This window comes from Pantoea sp. y20 (assembly GCF_054903455.1).
In genome coordinates this window covers 1,358,578-1,380,047 of sequence record NZ_CM142816.1, presented here as the reverse complement: position 1 = coordinate 1,380,047, position 21,470 = coordinate 1,358,578, and the positions used below count along the sequence as shown (strand labels likewise).

21 protein-coding genes are annotated in these 21,470 nt (G+C 59.2%); 4 read left to right on the top strand and 17 right to left on the bottom strand.

Features of this window, described 5'->3' with window-relative positions; genetic code table 11:
* Positions 1-123 precede the first annotated feature (123 nt).
* The 7 genes from ACYAC5_RS06390 to argH are packed head-to-tail and all read right to left on the bottom strand — an operon-like array spanning position 124 to position 7,138.
* Complete coding sequence (locus ACYAC5_RS06390; protein WP_192413946.1) at positions 124-1,485, bottom strand: MmgE/PrpD family protein; 1,362 nt, start codon at positions 1,483-1,485, stop codon at positions 124-126.
* Positions 1,469-2,356: a polysaccharide deacetylase family protein gene (locus tag ACYAC5_RS06385; RefSeq protein WP_277974676.1), complete on the bottom strand. Its 888-nt coding sequence runs from the start codon at positions 2,354-2,356 to the stop codon at positions 1,469-1,471. Before ACYAC5_RS06385 ends, ACYAC5_RS06390 begins: the two co-directional genes overlap by 17 nt.
* Positions 2,349-3,194, bottom strand: a complete 846-nt coding sequence (locus ACYAC5_RS06380; RefSeq protein WP_101763139.1) for a polysaccharide deacetylase family protein — start codon at positions 3,192-3,194, stop codon at positions 2,349-2,351. The genes ACYAC5_RS06385 and ACYAC5_RS06380 overlap by 8 nt, the downstream gene beginning before the upstream one ends.
* An 11-nt stretch (positions 3,195-3,205) precedes the next feature.
* Positions 3,206-4,027, bottom strand: coding sequence for an ABC transporter substrate-binding protein (locus tag ACYAC5_RS06375; protein WP_137385435.1), 822 nt, complete (start codon positions 4,025-4,027; stop codon positions 3,206-3,208).
* Between the two features lie 17 nt (positions 4,028-4,044).
* On the bottom strand, positions 4,045-4,809 hold the full coding sequence (locus ACYAC5_RS06370; protein WP_008102604.1) for an amino acid ABC transporter ATP-binding protein: 765 nt from the start codon (positions 4,807-4,809) through the stop codon (positions 4,045-4,047).
* Between the two features lie 13 nt (positions 4,810-4,822).
* Entirely contained in the window at positions 4,823-5,701 is an 879-nt protein-coding gene (locus tag ACYAC5_RS06365) for an amino acid ABC transporter permease (protein ID WP_101763141.1), read from the bottom strand.
* A 9-nt stretch (positions 5,702-5,710) separates the two neighbouring features.
* A complete protein-coding gene (gene argH, locus ACYAC5_RS06360) occupies positions 5,711-7,138 on the bottom strand; it encodes an argininosuccinate lyase (protein WP_192413951.1) in 1,428 nt (475 codons plus the stop codon).
* Positions 7,139-7,295: 157 nt separating this feature from the next.
* On the opposite strand from argH, the gene ACYAC5_RS06355 reads away from it, so the two are divergent.
* A complete protein-coding gene (locus tag ACYAC5_RS06355) occupies positions 7,296-8,267 on the top strand; it encodes a LysR family transcriptional regulator (RefSeq protein ID WP_192236582.1) in 972 nt (323 codons plus the stop codon).
* 218 nt (positions 8,268-8,485) lie between these two features.
* On the opposite strand, the gene ACYAC5_RS06350 is transcribed toward ACYAC5_RS06355, so the two are convergent.
* Both ACYAC5_RS06350 and ACYAC5_RS06345 read right to left on the bottom strand, forming a co-directional pair.
* Positions 8,486-9,004 carry a GNAT family N-acetyltransferase gene (locus tag ACYAC5_RS06350; protein ID WP_277974674.1) on the bottom strand — a complete coding sequence of 173 codons (519 nt, stop codon included), beginning with the start codon at positions 9,002-9,004 and terminating at the stop codon, positions 8,486-8,488.
* Complete coding sequence (locus ACYAC5_RS06345) at positions 9,001-9,564, bottom strand: helix-turn-helix domain-containing protein (RefSeq protein WP_277974673.1); 564 nt, start codon at positions 9,562-9,564, stop codon at positions 9,001-9,003. The genes ACYAC5_RS06350 and ACYAC5_RS06345 overlap by 4 nt, the downstream gene beginning before the upstream one ends.
* 151 nt (positions 9,565-9,715) lie before the next feature.
* Between ACYAC5_RS06345 and ACYAC5_RS06340 the strand changes: the two genes are divergently transcribed.
* Positions 9,716-10,450 (top strand): MerR family transcriptional regulator, encoded by a 735-nt coding sequence (locus tag ACYAC5_RS06340; RefSeq protein WP_101763312.1) that lies wholly within the window; start codon positions 9,716-9,718, stop codon positions 10,448-10,450.
* A gap of 169 nt (positions 10,451-10,619) precedes the next feature.
* On the opposite strand, the gene ACYAC5_RS06335 is transcribed toward ACYAC5_RS06340, so the two are convergent.
* From ACYAC5_RS06335 to osmF, 4 genes are read right to left on the bottom strand one after another with little or no spacing between them, the layout of a single operon-like run.
* Positions 10,620-11,351 carry an ABC transporter permease gene (locus ACYAC5_RS06335; RefSeq protein WP_462062603.1) on the bottom strand — a complete coding sequence of 244 codons (732 nt, stop codon included), beginning with the start codon at positions 11,349-11,351 and terminating at the stop codon, positions 10,620-10,622.
* Positions 11,351-12,286 (bottom strand): ABC transporter ATP-binding protein, encoded by a 936-nt coding sequence (locus ACYAC5_RS06330; protein ID WP_277974671.1) that lies wholly within the window; start codon positions 12,284-12,286, stop codon positions 11,351-11,353. The genes ACYAC5_RS06335 and ACYAC5_RS06330 overlap by 1 nt, the downstream gene beginning before the upstream one ends.
* Positions 12,279-13,445, bottom strand: coding sequence for an ABC transporter permease (locus tag ACYAC5_RS06325; protein WP_101763147.1), 1,167 nt, complete (start codon positions 13,443-13,445; stop codon positions 12,279-12,281). The genes ACYAC5_RS06330 and ACYAC5_RS06325 overlap by 8 nt, the downstream gene beginning before the upstream one ends.
* A gap of 3 nt (positions 13,446-13,448) precedes the next feature.
* Positions 13,449-14,357: a glycine betaine ABC transporter substrate-binding protein OsmF gene (gene osmF, locus ACYAC5_RS06320; protein ID WP_101763148.1), complete on the bottom strand. Its 909-nt coding sequence runs from the start codon at positions 14,355-14,357 to the stop codon at positions 13,449-13,451.
* A 215-nt stretch (positions 14,358-14,572) separates the two neighbouring features.
* Here osmF and ACYAC5_RS06315 point away from each other — a divergent pair, with 215 nt between their 5' ends.
* A complete protein-coding gene (locus ACYAC5_RS06315) occupies positions 14,573-16,039 on the top strand; it encodes an MFS transporter (protein WP_271460017.1) in 1,467 nt (488 codons plus the stop codon).
* 39 nt (positions 16,040-16,078) lie between these two features.
* Here the strand turns inward: ACYAC5_RS06315 and idi are convergent, their stop codons facing one another.
* The 3 genes from idi to ACYAC5_RS06300 form a co-directional block, all read right to left on the bottom strand.
* The gene (gene idi, locus ACYAC5_RS06310) at positions 16,079-16,612 is read right to left on the bottom strand and encodes an isopentenyl-diphosphate Delta-isomerase (RefSeq protein ID WP_101763150.1); all 534 of its coding nucleotides are present in this window, start codon (positions 16,610-16,612) and stop codon (positions 16,079-16,081) included.
* A 211-nt stretch (positions 16,613-16,823) separates the two neighbouring features.
* Positions 16,824-18,719, bottom strand: coding sequence for a methyl-accepting chemotaxis protein (locus ACYAC5_RS06305; protein ID WP_192236589.1), 1,896 nt, complete (start codon positions 18,717-18,719; stop codon positions 16,824-16,826).
* A gap of 152 nt (positions 18,720-18,871) precedes the next feature.
* Complete coding sequence (locus ACYAC5_RS06300; protein ID WP_008102641.1) at positions 18,872-19,984, bottom strand: suppressor of fused domain protein; 1,113 nt, start codon at positions 19,982-19,984, stop codon at positions 18,872-18,874.
* A gap of 225 nt (positions 19,985-20,209) precedes the next feature.
* Here ACYAC5_RS06300 and ACYAC5_RS06295 point away from each other — a divergent pair, with 225 nt between their 5' ends.
* Positions 20,210-20,503, top strand: coding sequence for a hypothetical protein (locus ACYAC5_RS06295; protein ID WP_192414237.1), 294 nt, complete (start codon positions 20,210-20,212; stop codon positions 20,501-20,503).
* Between the two features lie 3 nt (positions 20,504-20,506).
* Here ACYAC5_RS06295 and ACYAC5_RS06290 read toward each other — a convergent pair whose 3' ends face one another.
* Complete coding sequence (locus ACYAC5_RS06290; RefSeq protein ID WP_192414235.1) at positions 20,507-21,370, bottom strand: oxygenase MpaB family protein; 864 nt, start codon at positions 21,368-21,370, stop codon at positions 20,507-20,509.
* Positions 21,371-21,470: the final 100 nt, after the last annotated feature.

The following is a 21,470-nucleotide window of genomic DNA, read 5'->3' as shown; positions in this document are numbered from 1 at the left end:
TAAATGGGGGAGGAAGATGCTGCCACATATTCGTTCTGAAGCTGCATGTGGCAGCGTCTCCTTCCCCCATTTATGGGGGAAGGCCGGGATGGGGGACAGCGAGCACACGCCAAAAGGGGAAAATCACCCAATCCCCAACAACCCCACCACTTCCCGCACATCCGCCACTTCATCCAGCTCCAGACACACCGCCTCGAGCCGTTCGACCTGCTCCAGCGGCAATACGCGCGCGGCCAAACTGCGGTATTTCGCCAGCAAGGCATCCAGCGTGAGCGGATTGGTTGGCGCGCCTGACGGCACCGGCACATGCTGCTGCCACTGCGCGCCCTGCCCGGTTTCCAGCCGCACCCACGGCTCGTCGTCGCGGCTCTGCTGCTCATCGATCACCAGCTCAATACGTGCCAGCAACGCTTCCACATCGGGATGCAGGCGTTTGGCGTCGTCATAACTGGCCAGCTCCGCCGAGCCGTACAGCGCGCGCGCCGCCAGCGCATACGGCAGGCTCATCTGCGCCGCCGCCAGGCTGTGTAACTCGCGTCCGCCGCACATCTCCAGCAGGAACGGATTAACGCCCACCACGATGCGCGCAATCTGCTCTACCCGCACATCATGCTGTTGCAGCAGGATTCCCAGCGCATCAATAGCCGCGTGGGTGCCACGGCACGAAGCGTAGGGTTTGATTGAGCAGCGCGCCAGTTTCCATACCTCACCGAGATCGGCCGTCAAGGCCTGCGGCTGCTGGGTTTCCGCCGCTAAGGTTTGCAGGAAGCCGCCCCAGCGCGGTTCAAACACCGCTGAAGGGCCGTTGATACCGCTTTGTGCCAGCAGCGCGGCCTGCACGCCGCCTTCTGCTGCGCGCGCGGCATGCAGTTTTTTGGTGTGCGATCCGTCGTGAATAAAGCCCCACAAACCGCCGCTGAAGCTGGCGGCAATGCCCAGCGCAGACGCACACTGCGCGCGGTCGAGCTGCAGCAGCGAACACACCGCCGCCACCGCACCAAACACCCCGCAGCTGGCGGTAGAGTGCCAGCCTGCGCCGTTGTGCGCCGAGTAACCGCCGCAGGCTTCTAACACGCGGCGGCCGACGTCATAGCCGATCACCATCGCCACCAGCAGCGCTTGCCCGTCCACCGGCTGCGTCGCCAGCGGCAAAGCCGCCAGCAGCGCCGGGATCACCACCGCACCGGAGTGATCGCAGCCGCCGGTATCGTCGAGTTCATACATGTGCGCCGCCACACCGTTCAGCCACGCCGCCTGACGCGGACTGGCCTGCTGCGCGCTACCCCAAATCTGCGCCTGTTCGCGGCCACCTTCGGCCTGCACCAGCGCCAGACACTCGCGCCAGATCGGGCTGTCGCAGCCCGCCAGCGAAGCACCGAGCGTATCGAGCAGATGGCGTTTCGCCTGCTCCACCAGCGGTTCAGGCAGTTGTGCAAAACGCGTCCCGGCGATAAAGGCCGCCAGTTGATCAAGCGAGTTCGCCATGCGCACCTCCAGTGATGCGGGTAAACACCTCCGCCGGATGGCAGACATCGTTATCCGGCTGCGTCTGCCAGTGCGCCGCCGCCTGCTCAGCGGTGGCAATCCACACATTGTGCTGTTGCAGCATGTCGAGCAGCGCCCGCAGCAGGCCAATACGTCCGGCGGTGCCGATGATTTCCGGATGCAGGCGCAGCAAGTAGCACAGGCCAAAGCGGTGGAAGCCGTGGAAATCCTGCGTCATATTCGCCAGGGTTTCGCCATACGGCGCGATGCGCGATTGTCCCGGCGGAATAGCCGGGCTGAGGTTAAAGGCGAAGTACGGCTCATCTTCCAGCGTGTAGTGCATCGGCAATTCCACCAAACGCGTACCGGGATGGAAATACGGCATATCGTCGCCGCGCCAGCTCGATGACCATTGAATGCCGCGTGCGATCAACGCCTGCGCCAGTCCCGGTTTCCACTGCCCGGCGGGCGTGCGGAACCCCGTGATTTTGCGTCCGGTTATCTGCGCCAGCTTGTCGCAGCCGCGCGTCACGCTGGCGATCTGCTGCTCCAGCGTCAACAGCGAGAAATCTTCGTGGCTATCGCCGCTGCAGGCGATTTCATGGCCGCCGGTCACGATGCGCTGCACCAGTTCCGGCTGCTGTTCGGCGACAATCGCGGGCATACACCAGCTGGCTTTGAGCTGCTTTTCTGCCAGCAGCGCCAGCAGGCGATCGACGCCGCGCAGTGTGCCGTAGCGCCACACCGACAGCGTTTTATCGCGCCCCGCCACTGCCGGAGCCTGAGTGAGAATGCCGTGAATATCGTTGAAATCGATGGTGAGGATCGCCGCCGACTGGAAACCCAGCGGCCAGCGTGAAGGTTCAGTCATGCTGTTGCTCCTGCAAATACCACTGCGCCACCGCGTCGCAGCGCGCAAACCAAACGTCATCGCGCGCCGTCATATGTGCAAACAGCTGTTCCAGCAGCAGCAAGCGTCCCGGCTGGCCGGAGATTTTCGGGTGGAACAGCGTGGTGAGGCACAAGCCTTCATCCATCGCGCCATCGAACTCGCGCTGCCAGTTATCACGCGTGTGCGCATAGCTGGCGATGCGGTCGCCGCCTTTGGGGAAGTCGGGCTGGCGCGTGTAGGCCAGCGAGGCGTAATCATCCATCTCCCACTTACCGGGGATCTCCACCAGCGGCGTATGGCCCGCCACCGGAATGCTGTAGGGGCGATCGTCGCCGCGCATGCTGCTGGAGTAGATCACGCCCGCGTCACGCAGGATTTGTGGCGTTTCCGCATGCCAGTCGCCCGACGGCGTACGAAAACCGCAGGCGGTGATGCCCAGATGCTGGTGAAAGACTTCAGCGGATTTCGCCATGACTGCGCGCTGTTCATCCGGTGAAATCGCCCAAAAGGATTCGTGGCGATAGCCGTGATAGGCCACTTCGTGGCCCTGTTCGATAATCGCCTGACACTGCTGCGGCCACTGCTCCACCACCCACGCCGGCACAAAGAAGGTGGCGGGAAGGTGGAAGGCGCGCAGCAGGTCAAGCAGACGCCCGAGCGCGCGGTACGGCCCGTAAGCCCCAAAGGTAAAATATTCTGGCGTTGACCACAGGCTGCCATTCAGCATGGCATCGCCGGTGGGACCGTCGAGGTCAAACGCCAGCGCCATACAGCCGCGTTTACCCTGCGGCCAGCGCACTGCGCCCGGTTGTTGCATCTGCGCGCTCCTTAGCCCTGGTTGACGGTCGCCTTCGCCACGCCGTTGTCTGCCAGACCCCATTTGCCGAGGATTTTCTGGTAAGAGCCATCAGCAATCATCGCGTCGATCGCCGCCTGAATCGCGGTGGTCAGCTCGCCCGCATCTTTACCAATCGCCATGCCGGTGTACTGGAAGGAGAAGGCTTTATCCAGCGCCTTATATTTGCCCTTTTCCAGATCCATGATGTACGGCAGCGTTTCACTGCCCTGCACCACGCCATCCAGACGGTTCTGACGCAGCTGGGTGCGCGCATCGGCGGTGCCTTCAGCACCTACCACAATGATCGCCGGCTTACCGGCCGCTTCACAGTGCGCTTTTGACCAGTTGGCAATCTCCTGCGGGAAGGTGGTGCGACGGCTGGTACCGACTTTCTTACCGCACAGATCCATCGCGCTGTTGATGTCGCTGCGCGCGGATTGGGTGTAGAACTGCGGGCCGGTTTTGAAGTAATCGATAAAGTTCACCACCTGCTGACGCTCTTTGGTGTCCGTCATGCCAGACATCACCAGATCGACGCGCCTGGTCACCACCGCGTTCACCATCTGTTCGAAGGCGATCTCCTGCCAGTTGATCTTCACGCCGAGTTTTTCACCAATCGCCTGGCCGAGGTCGTAATCCACGCCGGTCAGCTGGTTGGTCGCCGGATCTTTAAAATCCATTGGCGGATAGTTCGGCATGATCGCTACCGTCAGCCCTTTCTCTTTGATCGCCGCGGGTACGGCGATGTCTGCCCAGGCAGAGGATTGCAGCAATACGGCGGCACTGATGGCACTCAATAACAGCTTTTTCATATTCACCCCGGTAATGTTTAAAGAAGAATCGCGTTAATAAAGTTTTTCATCCGTGGATTTTGCGGGTTCAGCAGAATGTCTTCCGGTGCGCCCTGCTCGATAATCCGTCCCTCGTCCATAAACACCACCTGATTGGCCACCTCACGGGCAAAGCCCATTTCGTGGGTGACCACCAGCATGGTGGTGCCCTCTTTTGCCAGCTGACGCATCACCGCCAGCACTTCGCCCACCATCTCCGGATCCAGCGCCGAGGTGGGTTCGTCAAACAGCATCAGTTTGGGTTTCATCGCCAGCGCACGAGCAATCGCCACGCGCTGCTGCTGGCCGCCGGAGAGCGACTGCGGATAGTCGTGCGCTTTGTGCGCCAGACCAACGCGATCGAGCAGCGCCATCGCCTCTTCGCTGGCTTCGCGCCTTGGGCGCAGCAGCACGCGACACGGCCCTTCGATGATGTTCTCCAGCGCGGTTTTGTGTGGGAACAGGTTAAAACGCTGGAATACCATGCCGGTTTGCAGGCGCTGGCGCGCAATCTGCTTGTCGCTTAGCGCATGCAGCTTGTTACCGGCGATGCGATAGCCCGCCAGCTCGTTGTCGACCCAAATTCCGCCTTTATCGACCTTCTCCAGCTGGTTAATGCAGCGCAAAAAGGTGCTTTTGCCGGAACCGGATGGGCCGAGGATGCACATCACCTCGCCGTAGTTCACTTCGAGGCTGACATCCTTCAGGGCGTGGAACTGGTCGAAATATTTGTTCACCTTAACGGCGCGCACGATGTTTCTCATGTTGGGCTCCTGATTACTGACGCTGACGATGGCCGCGTGAGAAATAACGTTCCAGTCGGCTCTGTCCAAACGACAACACCGTGACCACAATCAGGTACCAAATGCCTGCCACGAACAGTAGTTCCATGACGCGCGCGTTGGCGAAGTAGATGGTTTGCGTGTTGTAGAGCAGTTCGGAGTACTGAATCATGCTGGCGAGGCTGGTGGTTTTGATCATGCTAATAAATTCGTTGCCGACCGGCGGCAGAATCACGCGCATCGCCTGCGGCAGAATGATGCGCTGCAGCGCCTGCAGACGCGGCATGCCGATGGCTTTCGCCGCTTCGTATTGCCCGGTATCCACCGACAGCAGGCCCGCGCGCACCACTTCCGAGGTGTACGCGCCCTGATTGATGCTCAAACCGAGCAGCGCGGCGAGAAACGGCGTCATGATGGTGACGGTTTGCACGCTGAACACGCCGGGAATGCTGATGGTGGGAAACACCAGCGCGAGGTTAAACCACAGCAGCAGCTGCAGAATCAGCGGCGTGCCGCGAAAAATCCACGCGTAGCCCACGGCGATGTAGTGCAGCACCGGATTCGGCGACATGTACATGATGGCGGTGATGACGCCAAACAGTACGCCGAGCCCCATCGCCAGCACCGACATGATCAGCGTGTTGACCACGCCGTTAAGAATCGCCTGGGCGGTAAAGAACTGGCCGACAAACGACCATTCGATATTGCCGTGCGCAAAGGCGTTTACCAGCAGCGCCAGCAGCAGCAGAATCACCGCCGACGCGGTGATACGGCCGTAGTAACGGCGCGGCACCACTTGGTAACGATCGAGATCGTAATGCGTCTGCTCGCGGCTGTTGTTCAAACCCGGCTCAATCGGCGTTGATTGCGACATAAGTTCTCCTCAGGCGCGTGGGCCAGCGTAATCGTCGGTCCAGCGCTGCTGGTCCTGCATCAGGGTTTGCAGACGTGCCAGCTGCTCACGTACGCGTGCCGGTGCGGTACCGCCGTAGCCGCTACGAGCCGCCAGCGCGGCTTCCAGCGTCAGCGCACTGCGCACCTCCGGCGTTAAGCGGACATCCACCGCCTGCAGTTGCGCATCGCTGAGATCCGACAGACCGCAGTTTTCGCGCTCGCACAGCTGCACCAGCTGGCCGGTGATCTCATGCGCCTCGCGGAACGGCACACCGCGCATCGCCAGCCAGTCGGCCACTTCGGTCGCCAGCGTGAAGCCGTCCGGTGCCTGCTGGCGCATCACGTCGGTGTTGAATTTCAGCGTCGCCATCATGCCTGCCATCGCCGGTAGCACCAGCAGCAGCGTATCCACCGCATCAATCACGTTGCGTTTGTCGTCGCTGAGATCGCGGTTGTAGGAGAGCGGCATCGCTTTCATGGTGGTGAGCAGCGCCATCAGATTGCCGACCAGGCGGCCAGCGCGGCCGCGCGTCAGTTCGGCGATGTCCGGGTTTTTCTTCTGCGGCATGATGGAGCTGCCGGTGGCGTAGCTGTCATGCAGCTCGACCCAGCGGAACTGGCGCGATGCCCACATGCACACTTCTTCGCACAGGCGTGACAGGTTGATGCCGATCATGCTGGTTACAAACAGGAATTCAGCGGCATAGTCGCGGCTGGCAACGGCATCAATGGAGTTTTCGCACGGCGCGAGATAGGAAAGATCGGCGGCGGCCTGCTCCGGCTGGCGCGCAATGGCGGAACCGGCCATCGCAGCGGCACCGAGCGGACAGCGTGCGCTGCGGCGATCCCAATCCTGCATACGTTCAATATCGCGGGCAAAGGATTGCGCGTGAGCCAAAAGTTGATGACCAAAAACAATCGGCTGCGCCTGCTGCAGATGCGTGAAACCAGGCGCGACGCTTTCGGTGTGCTGTGCCGCCTGCTCGACCAGCGCCTGCTGCAAGGCCAGCAACGCGCTCACCACCTTGCGACCGTTGTCGCGCAGGTAAAGACGCAGGTCGTTAACGGTTTGATCGTTACGCGAACGCCCGGCGCGCAGCTTGCCGCCCAGCGGACCTAAACGCTCGGTCAGCGCGCGTTCGATAAAGGTGTGCACATCTTCGTCGGCGGCAATCGGATGCAGCTGATCGGCGCGATAATCGGCGTCTAACGCGTCAATGGCCGCCAGCATGGTGCTGAGCTCTTCGGCGCTCAGCAGCTCGCCGCGCGCCAGTTCACGGGCATGCGCCCGGCAGCCCGCCAGATCGTAAGGTGCCAATGCAAAGTAATAATCCGGGCTACGAGACAGCGCGGTTAAACTCGCCGCCGGTGCCGCTTTAAAACGCGCGCCCCATAACAGTTCGGCATTATCAGACATGCTATTTCCCCTTACAGATAATCATCAGCGATATGAAAAAGATATGGATGAGCCAGTTGAAATAATAAAAACTTATTTTATGGCTACACTGGTAAATAGGGCCTATTTCAGGTTCACTGTACTTTCACCGCAATTATTCCGGAGTTGAATAGCAAAAATGGAAAGTAAAGTTTCCCAGTCCGGAAACAATGCAAATAATCGCAGCGATAATGCGGTTCTGGCACTGAGTAATATCGATTTAAAATTACTGCGGGTATTTAAATGCGTGGTAGAAGCGGGCGGATTAACTGCTGCCAGCCACGAATTGAATATTGGTCTGGCGGCGATCAGTAAACAGGTTTCCGATCTGGAAATTCGTCTCGGCATGACGTTATGCAGCCGCGGACGCGAAGGTTTTGAGCTGACGCAGTACGGCATCAACGTCTACCAGGCCACGCTGGAGCTGTTCGTCTCGCTGAATCTGTTTCGCGAGCGGCTGCACAACAGCCGCAACGAACTGCTGGGCGACATTGCCATTTGCGTGGTGGATAACACCATCTCCGACCCGCAATCTCCGGTCACCGCAGCGGTGCAACAGCTGCACCAGAAAGCGCCAAAGGTACAAATTCGACTGCAAACCGCGCAATTAGATGATATTGAGCGCGGCATCAGTGAAGGCCGTTTTCATTGTGGTATTGCACCGGTTTATGAAATGAAAAGTGATTTTGATTACTTCCCGCTTTATAAGGAATATTCAAAATTATATTGCTCTATGTCACATCCTTTATATTCTGGATCGTGCGATAAAAATATATCGCTGGACATATTACGTGAGCAGAAAATTATTAATCATTTATATGTGACGCCGCGCGACGATCGTCGCATCATTCCCTTACAGGACAGCGGCGTGCAGGCGGTTCAGGTTGAATCTGTCGCCATGCTGATTTTAACCGGCCATTTTATTGGTTATTTACCGGAACATTATGCCGCCGCGTTTATTGCGCGTGGGCAGCTGTGTGAGTTGGGTGATGATTCGACTCGCCGTGAAAACCCGTTTTGTTTGATGATGAAGAAGGGCCGCAAAATAAACCCGATTATCCGGCTGTTTATGCAGGCGCTGGGGATTGGCGAGGCGGAAGGACCGCACTGAGTTGGTGCATTTTGGAATTGTGCTTGCTGTGCCTGGTCTGTGCTCGCTGTGCCTGGTCTGTGCTCGCTGTCCCCCATCCCGGCCTTCCCCCGCAAGCGGGGGAAGGAGACGCTGCCACATGCAGCTTCAACACTGACATATGGCAGCATCTTCCTCCCCCATTTATGGGGGAGGACCGAGGAGGGGGACAGCGAGCACAATCACAATCACATTCACAATCACCCCAACACCTTATACATCACCGTAGTCGAATCCAGCACACCTTCGGTTGACTCGGCATACAGCGGAATCGACCCAGCAATCTGCCAATCCATCGACAAATACAATGTGGTTGCCACGTCGCCGCTGCGCGTATCCAGCACCAGCAGGGTTTTCCCCTGCTGTGCCGCCAGCTGTTCCGCCTGCTGCATCAGGCGGCGCGCGATGCCCTGACGTCTGGCGCGGGGATGCACCAGCAGCTTACTGATCTCCGCCCGATGGCGACCGTTCGGCATTGCGCTGAATCCCACCATCACCGTCGCCACAATCACGCCCTGCTGATACGCCACCAGCAACTGATTGTCGCCGCTCGCCAGGCTGTAAATTTTGTCCTGCCAGAAGCGCTCAATGGCCGCGCGATCGTCTGCATCAATAAAGCCCACGCTGGCGCCATCGGCGACGCAGCCCTGCAGCACATCACATAATGCCGCCAGCAGCGGCTGCGCCTGGGTGGCGCTGAGAGGTTCGATGTCAATCATGGTTTGCATACCACCAAAATGTAGCGCGCGCCGCCTTCGGCATGGGCGGCAAACGCGGATTTGCCGGTGAGATGAAAGCGCAGACAGTCGCCTGCCTGCAGCGTCCAGTGCTGATCGTTCATGCTGATGGTCAGCTCGCCTGATTGCAGCCAGATGTGCTGCTCCAGTCCCTGAATCGGCGGCGCATCGTAATCAATGCGCGCGCCAGGACGCAGCACACCTTCCACCACTTCCGCTTTAAAGTGGCTGGCGGGCGGTGATACGTTGCGGCGCTGGAAGCCGCTGGCGTCATCGCGCCATACCGGCTGTTGCGCCGCTTTCAGCAGCAGCGCGGCCTCCTCTTCCACCTCGCTCAGCAGGCGCGACATGGTCAAGCCGTAGGCCACGCAAAGGCGGTTAAGCAAAGCGGCTGTGGGGCTCGTTTCGGCGCGTTCAATGCGCGACAATGACGCCCGACTGATGCCGGTCGCCATCGCCAATTCATCTAATGACCAACCGCGTTGTACGCGTAATTCAGCCAGTCGCGCCGCCAGTCGATCGTCGGTATCCGAAGCAGACATCTTCACCTCTCATATACGGGAAATAAATCTCACATATGAGATATGACCTTAAATAAATAAAGCGGTCAAGTTGTACAATTAAAAAATCATTGTACAACCCAGTCGTGGGGGTTAAGGTGTTGTTATGCAGGTCAGAATTTTTGAGGACTTTATGGCCTTATACAGTATCGGGGATGTGGCCGAACGCTGTGGAATCAACCCGGTAACGCTTCGCGCCTGGCAGCGACGTTACGGTCTGTTAAAACCCCAGCGTACCGAAGGTGGTCATCGGCAGTTTGATGATGAAGATGTTCAGCGTATCGAAGAGATAAAACGCTGGATAGAGAGCGGCGTGCCCGTTGGCAAAGTGAAAGCGTTGCTGGAAGGCGCGACGGTCAATGTGGATGACGGTTGGTCGGCGCTGCAGGAAGAGTTGATGAGCGTACTGCGCCACGTTCGCCCGGCGAAATTGCGCGTTAAAATTGCCAATATTGGCCGGGAACATCCGGTGGATGCGTTAATCGATCACGTGTTCGTGCCGGTTCGCCAGCGTCTTGGTTTAGATCAGAACACCGCGCGCACCATGTGCAGTCTGCTTGATGGCGCGCTGATTGATTATGTGGCGTTTTGTCTGGCCTGTGGACGTAAAAAAGCCGGTAAAGATGCCTTGATGCTGGGTTGGGCGGTGGAAGATCGTACCCGCATCTGGCTGGAAGCCTGGCGTTTGTCACAGCAAGGCTGGCGCATGGATGTGCTGGCGGAGCCGCTGGACATGCCGCGCCCTGAGTTATTCCCCGGACAAAACCTGTTTATCTGGACCGGCAAAAAGCCGACGCGTCGTCAGGTCGAGCAGTTTGAACACTGGCAGGCGCAGGGTTTTGCCATTCACCTGCACGATCCCGCATAAGTAAAATCGCACACACGGCCTTTGCCTGGCGTGGTGTGCGCGTTATCATGCCGCCCTAAATTTCTTTTCTCAGGTCTCCTCATGAACTGGAATAAACTCCTTATCGGTTCCCTGTTTGCCATCATGGCGCTTGGCGGCATGGGCGGCATGATGCTGGTCGGCTACAGCCTCATTGTGCATACCCACTAAGTTTGCGCTGCACGCGCTCTAGCAGGCGATCGCAAATCAACGCCAGCAGCGCCACCAGCAGCGCGCCCTGAATCACATAGGCGGTGTTAAAGCCGCTAAGACCGATTATCACCGGCGATCCCAGACTCTCCGCGCCCACCGTAGAGGCGATAGTTGCCGTGCCGATGTTGATCATCACCGAGGTTCGCACGCCCGCCATGATCACCGGTGCCGCCAGCGCCAGCTCAATCTGCCACAAGCGTCGCCACGGCCCCATGCCGAGGCCGACCGCGATTTCACGATTGCTGGCCGGTACGCTATCTAAACCTGCCAGCGTGCCCTGCAAAATCGGCAGCAAGCCGTAGATAAACAGCGCCATCACCGCGGGCGTGGCACCAAACCCCATCACTGGCACCGCAATCGCTAACACCGCAACCGGCGGAAAGGTTTGCCCGGCCGCCGCCACGGTTTCCAGCAGCGGACGAAAGGCGCGCCCGGCGTGACGTGTAGCAAACACCGCACAGCCAACGCCGACCAGCAACGCCAGCAGGCTGCCGCTGACCACCAACGCCAGATGCGCCAGCGCCAGCCGCCAGAAACTCTCCTGCTGATACAGCGGACGCTCGAGCTGTGGAAACCAGTGAGCAAACAGCGGACCGCTGTGCGGCAAGCCCCACAGCAGCAGCAGAAAGTCCGCCAGCAGCCAGTAGAGCGGATCGCGTAACAGCCGCATCAGCTCGCCTCCCGCTGGCGCAGCAGATCGCTGAAGTGCAGCACGCCCAGCGGCTGTTGCTGCTGATCGATCACCGGCAATTTATCGGTACGGCGCGCAATAAATTGCGACAGCGCTTCACGCAGCGTCAGCGATTCGGCAATCGGTTCGGCGTCCAGCCATTCACCGCGTCGCGCCGCGCTGCCCGCACGTCCCAGCGCCAGCAAACGCACGCCGAGCTCGCTGCGACCAAAGAACTCGCGGGCAAAGTCGTTCACCGGCTGCGTCAGCAGATCGATTGGCCTGCCCTGCTGCACGATTTCGCCGCCGTCCATCAGCACCAGCTGATCGGCCAGCGTCAGCGCTTCGTCGATGTCGTGCGTCACCAGCACCACGGTGCGACCGGACATTTTCTGAATGCGCAGCATCTCGTGTTGCAGCGCCAGACGGTTAACCGGATCGAGCGCACCGAAAGGTTCATCCATCAGCAGCAACTCGGGATCGGCCGCCAGCGCACGCGCCACGCCGACGCGCTGCTGCTGTCCGCCCGACAGCTGATGCGGCATGCGCGTCGCCAGATGGCTGTCGAGATTGAGCAGCACCAGCAGCTCCTCGACGCGTTGTTTGATCTTCGCCTGCGGCCAACCGAGCAGCGAGGGCACGGTGCCGATGTTCTTCGCTACGTTCCAGTGCGGAAACAGGCCAATCGACTGAATGGCATAACCGATGCGGCGGCGCAACGCGCGCGCATCCATGGTTTCGATGGCTTCTCCGGCAAAACGGATTTCGCCGCTGTCGTGCTCCACCAGCCGGTTGATCATCTTCAGCGTGGTCGATTTGCCCGAACCTGAGGTGCCAATCAGCACGGTAAAACTGCCCTTCTCAATCTTCAGCGACAGGTTACGTATCGCCTCTTTGCCAGCGAACACTTTGCTCACCTGGTGAAATTCAATCATGACGTCTCTCCAGCAGTGCCGACAGTAAACGCAGCAGCGCATCAAAAATCACCGCCAGCGCCACCACCGGAATCACGCCCAGCAGCACCAGATCCAGCGCGCTGCTCAGCAATCCCTGAAAAACAATGGCGCCGAATCCGCCCGCCCCAATCAGCGCCGCGACCACCGCCAGGCCCACGGTTTGCACCACTACCACGCGCAGCCCGGAGAGCCACACCGGCAGCGCCAGCGGCAGTTCGGCGTGCCAGAACTGTTGCCACGCGCTCATGCCCATGCCGCGCGCGGTTTCACGCACTTCCTGCGGCACCTGCTGCAAACCGGCCACCACGCTGCGCACCAGCGGCAGCAGCGCGTAGAGCACCAGCGCAATCAAGGCCGGTGCAATACCGATGCCGCTGATGCCCCAACGGGCCAGCAGCGGAAAATGCGCCACCAATCCCGCCAGCGGCGCAATCAGTAAACCGAACAGCGCCACCGACGGCACCGTTTGAATCAGGTTAAGCACGCTAAATGCGGCATTCTGCCAGCGCGGACGCCGCGCAATCGCCAGCCCGAGCGGCAATCCGATGATTACCGTCGGCAGCAGCGTGCCGCCCAGCAGCCACAAATGCTGCGTGAAGGCCGCATCAAACACCGCCGTGCGGTTGGCGTACTCTTTCAAAAGCGAGAGACGATCAAGATGACCGCTGAGTAACAGCGCCAACGGCAGCAGCCAGATTTGCAGGTTGAGCACAATGCGCCACGGGGTACTGCGAGTGATTTGCCGGACCGCTTCCGCCGCCAGCAGCAGCGCCAGCGCCGCCGCACACCACAAGCCGCTGCCAAACGCGGTGCGCGCCAGCGGGCTCCCGCTGTTCGCCAGTTGCGTGGCCTGTTGTCCGGCCAGCCAGATGAGTAAGGCCAGCAGCACTTCCGCCGCCAGCAGCACCGATATCGCGTGAATGCGGCGCGGCGGCCACCACAAGCTCTGCCACAGCCACAGCAACGGGATGAACAGCAGTATGCTGTTGGTCACCTGCCATAACGTCAGCGGCTGGCCAGAGACCAGCCGATTGGCGGCAAAGCTCAATAGCGGCAAGGCAAACAGCGCCAGCGTGATAAGCGCGATTAACACCAGCAGCACCGGCTGCTGGCGCGGTCGGAATAACAACGACGACACTGCTTACAGCAACTTATTGGTCTGTAGCCACTGTTTCGCGACCTGGCTGGCATCCTGACCATCCACCGCGATCTGCGCATTCAGCTGCTGCAGGGTTTTCTCATCCAGCTTGCTGAAGACCGGCTGCAGCCAATTGCCGATGTCCGGATATTGTTTGAGCACGCTTTCGCGGATCACCGGCGCAGGGGCATAAATCGGCTGCACGCCTTTCGGATCGCTCAGCGTCTGCAGGCCCAGCGCCGCTACCGGACCGTCGGTGCCGTACGCCATCGCCGCGTTCACGCCAGAGGTTTGCTGCGCCGCCGCTTTGATGGTCACGGCGGTGTCGCCACCGGCCAGCGACAGCAGCTGCGCCTGCTCCAGTTTGAAGTTGTAAGCTTTTTCAAACGCCGGTAAGGCATCGCTGCGTTCGATAAATTCCGCCGAGGCAGCCAGTTTGAAAGTGCCGCCTTTTTTCAGGTAAGCGCTGAGATCGTCCAGCGTGTTGAGGTTGTTCTTCTGCGCCACGTCGCCGCGCACCGCAATCGTCCAGGTATTGTTAGCTGGCGCGGGCGTCAGCCATACCAGATGATTTTTCTCGGCGTCGAGTTTTTTCACCTTCTCGTAGCCCTGCTGGGCGTTCTTCCACGCCGTGTCTTTCTCATCGTTGAAGAAAAATGCGCCGTTGCCGGTGTATTCCGGGTAGATATCCAGCTCACCGGCGGTGATCGCGCCGCGCACCACTTGCGTGGTACCGAGCTGGATTTTATTGACGGTTTTTACCCCATGTTTGTCCAGCACCTGCAGAATAATGTTGCCGAGTAGCGAGCCTTCGGTATCAATTTTGGAACCAACTTTCACCGGATCCGCCGCCTGCGCTGCACCCATGCTCATTGCCAATGCCATCATTCCCAATAAACCCTGCTTTATCATCCCGCTTCCCTCATTTGTTTTCATTGTGTGACTATCAAGCGTAGCCTGGCGAAAGGGGATAGGCGCGGTCAAGCGGCTTACTTCGTGCTTTTTTTGCTATCAATTGCCTATCGGTTATAACCAAAACGCAGCACATATAACCAATTGGAATTTTCGATGTTAAGACGGCGGCTTATGCTCACAGTCCCGCTCATTACAATAAATTACAAAACATCATGACCGACTTAGCTTCTCCGGCGCACGTCGCGCAGGCAGGGAATGTCCCCACCGGTGAGACCAAATGGATCCGCAGCGCGGCCGATGTCTCCGGGCTGGTGAACAACAGCAACGAATCACGCAGCAACGCGCGCATCGTCATCGCGATTGCGCTGGGCGGCGTGTTCCTTGACGCCTATGATCTCGGTGCATTGGCGTTTGGCATCAAAGACGTGACGCGCGAGTTCCAGCTGACGCCCGCAGGCACCGGCATGGTGGCATCGGCGATTACCTTCGGTGCTATTGTTGGGGCGCTGATTGGCGGCTACCTCACCGACAAAATCGGCCGCTATCGCGTGTTTATGGCCGACATGTTCTTCTTCGTGGTGGCAGCGTTAGCCTGTGCGTTTGCGCCAAACGAATATGTGCTGGCCGGTGCGCGCTTTGTGATGGGCCTCGGCGTCGGGATCGACTTACCGGTGGCGATGGCGTTTCTCGCCGAGTTTTCGAAGCTGCGCGGGCAAGGCAATAAGGCCGCCAGCGTGGCGATGTGGTGTCCGACATGGTACGCGGCGATCAGTATTTCCTACCTGCTGGTCCTGCTGCTGTATGCGGTGTTGCCCGAAAGCCACACCGATTGGCTGTGGCGTTTGATTCTGGGTTTTGGTGCGGTGCCTGCGCTGCTGATCATCGCTATTCGCAGCCGTTACATGAGTGAGTCGCCGATTTGGGCAGCCAATCAGGGCAACCTCACAGGCGCGGCGGAGATTCTGCGCAACTCTTACAACATCAACGCGCAGGTGGCGGATGACGCCGATCTGACGCCGCAGAAAGCGGTACGTAAAGCCAGCTGGCGCAACTACGGCGCGCTGCTGCAGGGCGTCTATCGTCGTCGTACCATTCTGGCAACCGTCACCTCCATCGCCTCGTCGTTTGCCTATAACGCGGTGGCGTTTGGCCTGCCGGTGATTATCTCCAGCTTCTTTGCGCAATCGATGCTGACCACCATTCTGGTATCGCTGGCGCTGAATCTGCTGTTTGCCTTTGTCGGCGGCTTGCTGGCGGTGCGGCTGGTGCCGCGTCTCGGCGCGTGGAAGATGTCGGTGGCCGGTTACGCTTGTCAGTGCGTGGCGCTGCTGGGATTGGCGTTGATTGGTCGTCCGGAAGGCGGCGAACAGGCGGCGGTGGCGATTGCCATGCTGGCGCTGTTCCTGTTTGGTCAGGGCTTTGGTCCCGGCTCGCACACCATGACGTTTGCTTCGCTGAGCTATCCGGCTTCGCTGCGCGGCGTGGGCGTTGGCTTCAACCAGACGCTGATGCGCGGCAGTTCCACCGTGTCGCTGTTTGCCTTCCCGCTGCTGGTGGCGGCGTTTGGTACTGGCGTGTTCTGGGTGATTTTCCTTGCGCCGCTGATTGGCTTACTGGCGCTACTGGCGATTCGCTGGGAGCCGTCGGGTTACGACGTGGATGCGGAAGATTTTCAGTGATGGATTAACAGAGGTCGCCATAAATGGCGACCTTCGTCTTTAAGCCGTCAGGCGAAACTCGCCCAGCGTATTGGGAATGCGCGGGAAGGTATGCAAAAACCACGGCGTGAACTGCGCCGGATTCTCCTGCATCTCCTGCTGAATCTGCGCAATCGAGCGATAGCACCATGCATCCGCCTCTTCCGGGTTGAGGACCGGCTGCTCATCGCTGATGGCGAAGAACACGTGGCCATATTCATGCTCGGTCAAGCCGTTACTCAGCGGCAGGTTGTAGCTCAGCTCAAACACCGGCGTTAACGCAACATTCATGCCCATCTCTTCACGCAAACGGCGCTCGGCGGCATCGCGCGTGGATTCCTGCGGATAGGGATGACTGCAGCAGGTGTTACTCCACAATCCACCACAGTGATATTTAGTGCTGGCACGGCGTTGCAGCAGCACTTCATGGCGCGAATTGAACACGTAAACCGTCACCGCGCGATGCAGCAATCCTTTTTCATGCACTTCCAGCTTTTCCATTTTGCCGATAGGGCGATCAAGGTGGTCAACGAGAATAACTTCAATGGCGGGCATGACAACTCCTTCGGAAAATTCGCAGCTATTGTACACAACCTCCAAAGGGTTGATGGAGGAAATAGCGCACATTCCGTGCGTTAACGTGGGCACATTAAAGCGTAGCAGCCTGCGGAGAATTCAGCATAAAAAAGCGGGGAATGGCGTTAATAGAGAAGATGTGTGCGGTGTGTGAGAAGGCCGCCATGCATGGCGACCTTCTCCACAAAACTTACAGCTTAAAGCTTTGCACCACCTGCTCCAGCTGCACGCTTTGCTGCTGCATCGACTGCGCGGCGGCTGAAACCTGCTCGACGAGCGCGGCGTTCTGCTGAGTGCTGCCGTCCAGCTGGGTAATCGCCACGTTAACCTGATCGATGCCCATGCTCTGCTCGCGGCTCGCTGACATGATTTCGCTCATCAGCGTGGTCACGCTGCTGACGCCCTGCATCAGCTCATCCATGGTTTGCCCGGCCTGCTCTACCAGTTGGCTGCCGGTATCGATATTCGCTACCGACTCCTCAATCAGCTTCTTAATTTCACGCGCCGAGTTAGCCGAGCGCTGTGCCAGGTTGCGCACTTCTGATGCCACCACGGCAAAACCGCGCCCCTGTTCACCGGCGCGCGCCGCCTCTACTGCGGCGTTCAGCGCCAGGATGTTGGTCTGGAAGGCGATGCTGTCGATGACGCTGATGATATCAACCACTTTGCGCGAAGAGTGATTAATCGCGCCCATGGTGGTGACCACCTGACGCACCACTTCGGTACCGCGTGCCGCAACCTGCGACGCGCCATCCGCCAGCTGATTCGCATGCGTGGCGTTATCGGCGTTCTGACGTACCGTGCCGGTCAGCTCTTCCATCGATGCTGCCGTTTCAACAATCGAACTGGCCTGCGATTCGGTACGCGCCGAGAGATCGGCGTTGCCGCTGGCGATTTCACGCGAAGCCGCTGTAATCGCCAGCGCGCTGTCGCCCACCTGACGCATCAGGCCTTGCAGATAGGCGATGAATTGGTTGAAGCTCTGCGCCACGGCGTTGAATTCCGGGCTATTACTGGCGGGCAGACGCTGCGTCAAATCGGCACCGCCGGTCGATAAGGCTTCAATGTTGCTGTTCAGCACCGCGAGGCGTTTCATCATGGCGCGCACAAAGCCCAGCAGCACCAGCAGCAGGATCACCGCCAGCGGAATCTGCACCAGACCCAGACGCGTCAACATGCTGTGAGTTTGTGCATCCAGCAAGCTCGACGGCACATCGCTGGCGAGATACCACGGGCTGCCGGCAATCGCCTGCACGAACAGCGTGTGTTCGCCATCTTCACCTGCAAAGGTGGTTTGCGCGGGCTGGCTGCCCGCCTGCGCTAACAGACCTTTTAACGCGGACGCCATCGGCAGCTGGGTATCGGCGAGGTTTTCCAGCTTCGGCGCACCATCCACCAGCGCGGCGTTACCGACCACTTTGCCGTCGGCTTCAACGATCAGTACGCGGCCCTGAATCGCCTCACCCATCTGTTTTGCCAGTTGGTTGAAGAAGCCGAGCGTCACGTCGATGGTCGCTACGCCCCATACGGTGCCATCGCGATAGATCGCCATCGCGCAGTTGGTACGTGGCTGCGGGCTGGCAGCATCCTGATAGGCTTTTGCCCATGCGCACTGGCCCTTCGGCGCGCTCAAACCATCTTTGTACCAGGATTGCTCCCAGTATTTGTCTGCGGCGTCCGAGTTCCAGTAGGTGTTGACCTGCAGCTGGTTACTGGCGTTGCGCGCAAAGAACGAACTGTCTTTCTCTTTGGCCGGATCGCGACGGTTCGGTAACGGCCAGATGCCACCGCCGAACACGTTGCTGTCCTGATATTGGTTAACTAAGGCGGGCAGCAAGGTATCGATGGCTGCGCTGTCCATCACGCCTGCGGCTTCGGTAATGGCGCGCTGCTGCGCCTGGACGCGGTTCATCTGCTCGACGATGCGTCCGGCCAGGCCGTCCACTTCGTAACGTACCAGACGACTTTCATTTTCGGAGAGTTGCGGCGCGATAAACTGATTAATTACCAGCACGGTAACCAGCATCAGACCGGCAAAAAAGGCGACCAGCGTCGCGGTGAAACGGGATTGTGTTGTTTTGAACATTATGTGTGCCCTTACCCTGGTTGGCGAGTTGCCTGATCGAGGTTAACGGCGTGTTAATGGGGAACTTGAGGTGAGCACGATCACAAAGCAGTGAAATAGTTGATTTGGGTGATAATTTAAAATCGTAGGGTCGGCATCGATGCCGACCTGATTTACGGAGCGGGAGTTTCAACCACTTCCTGGCGCGGCCGGAACACATGATTATTGCCGTCCGCCAGCAAACGTTGCAGCAGCTGCTGCCCACCGCGATCGTCAGCCTGCGCAAACTGGCGTTCGGCTTCGGTAATTGGCGTGGACCAGAGCAGATTCACGCGGTCGCCATCGCGTTTCGGCAGGCGGAATTGCGCCGCTTCGGGAGCGAGATCGTTGGCCAGCAGGAAGCTTTCAAAGCCAACCGGCGCCACTTCCGACGCCAGCGTATGCCCTTCGCCAATCCAGGTCAGGCGCGCCCACGGCAGATGGGCAAACTCAGCCAGCGCGCTCGCCATCTGCACTGCATTGGCTTCGGTCATCACTTCACCGTCTACCGCCATCGCCAGCTCGACGCGGCGATACTGCGGCGCCAGCTCGTCAAACAGGTGATCCACCTGCGGCATCGGACGGATCCCCATGCCCAGCGTCAGGAAATACCAAACGCCATTGTGCAAATGCTGCGAAATCGCCATTGGCGGCCAGTTGCCTTGATCGATGGAGTAATATTTTACCGATTCGCCAAATTGCGCCTGATAACACTGCATCAGCTCGCGCTGCACCACATCCCACAAGTGTCCGTCGTGCCAGTCACGCCAGAAGTGACGCTGCTGTTCAGCGCGCGCGTAGTAATCGTTGGTGGAGGCCGATCCCAGCGGTGCGGTCAGGCGATTCTCTTTGATGCAGGCAGCAGAAAAACTCACCTGCTTATCCTGATACAGGCTCCAGCCAGGGATCACCGCCAGCAGCTGGCCGTAATACCACAGCGCGGCGCCGTCGTCGCTGGGCTCCCACAGCACCTGTAAGCCGGCGGGATCGAGCATCGGCTCGGCTTCCAGCGTGCGGCAATACTCGGCACTCAGCAGTGGCGCGATGCCCTGCTCCATCGCTTCACGATCTTCCTGCGCGGGCGCAGGCAGCAGGTTACGCAGCCAGCAGCCGCGCACCGCGTATTGGCTGCGAAACAGGTCATTCGGCCAGATATAAAAATAGGCCGTACGCGCATCCTGCTCGACGATCGCGGTTAGTGTGTGTTGCTGATTCGGCACCTCAGCAATCAGAGGTTGGTGGGTCATAACGCCTCGATATTACCTGGAGGAATCCATTTTCCCCGAGAATAGAGCAGGATCGGCACTCGTGCCATGTGACACAAGGGTAAAACTCTCAAAGTGCCAGAAGGGAAAGATGAGTGCGGCTTATCAATTGCCGCTTAACACGCTGACAAGCTTCAGATTAATTTGCGATTCTTTTACAATTTCGCGTGATATGGTTTGCGCATTCACCTCTTTGGAGCTGCCATCATGGTGCTGCAAAACCTCGATCTGAACCTGCGTGACGTGGTTATTTTCGCGATGTTGGTGTGGCTGTTTATCCGTTATACATGGGTGATGACGTCGCTGACGCTATTGCTGGGCGGCGTGGCGTTGCTGGTGTTATTACCGCTTGATATCTATTACAGCCTGCTGCCGCTGGCGCTGATGGGCCTCGGACTTGGCATGATGCTGCACCATTATCAGCAACGTCAGCAGGCACTAAAACGTGAAGCGCGCACACCGCGCACCTACACGCAGAAAGAGGATGAGCTGCATTTGTAACGCTTAGCGGCCCATGCGCTGCATGGCGCGGGTATAAGCGCCGCGCTGAATCGACCAGCGCAGCAGCCCCGCAATCACCGCCATTTCCCGATCCACACGCCACTGCGTTAGCGGCCCAACTGGCTGCTGAATCTGCTGTTGTGCCCAGTCAGGCAACAATCCCATTCCCGCTTTCAGCATCACGCGCATTGCCGGTTTCGCCTGCCAGCTAGGTGCAGGCGCGTTAATCAGCAATTGCATCACCTCCAGCGTGCGCGCATCACAGAGCAACTCGGGCCGCATCATCTGTAGATACGCCTCAACCGCCTGCACGCTTTTCGGCACCCGCTGTGCGCCAAGCGCCTCGGCAACTAATGCCGCTTCTTGATAGTAACGATCCTGATCGGCCAGGCTGAGCTGCGGATTTTTGTAGCGCAGATGCGCCGCCAGAAAACGGCTGGTTTCCGCGACGTGTACCCAGGTGAGCAGATGCGGATCGCTGGCGGCATACGGCTTGCCCGCGTTATCGACACCGGTGACGCGCAGGTGAATCCGTTTGACGCGGTCGATAAGGATGTTGGCATCGGCGGTATTACCGAAGGTGGTGACGGCGATAAACTGGCTGGTGCGCCGCAGGCGGCCCATCATGTCCTGCCGGAAATTGGAGTGATCCCACACGCCCGCCAGCGCCGCCGGATGCAGCATCTGCAGCATTAAGGCGCTGATGCCGCCGCACAGCATGGAGGGGAAGTCGCCATGGACGCGCCAGATAACGTGGTCCGGGCCAAATAAACCGGGATCGCCAGGCGGTTGCGAGATGTCGAATTCGTTGAGTGACAGGCCGTTGAGGCGGAAGACTTGCTGTTGGATGCGTTCGCGGATGTTCATGGGTTTGTGCTTGTGCGGTTGTTGCCCTCACCCCGGCCCTCTCCCGCACGCGGGAGAGGGAGAGGATCGAGCCGGGATTGAATACCGCACCCATCGGTTC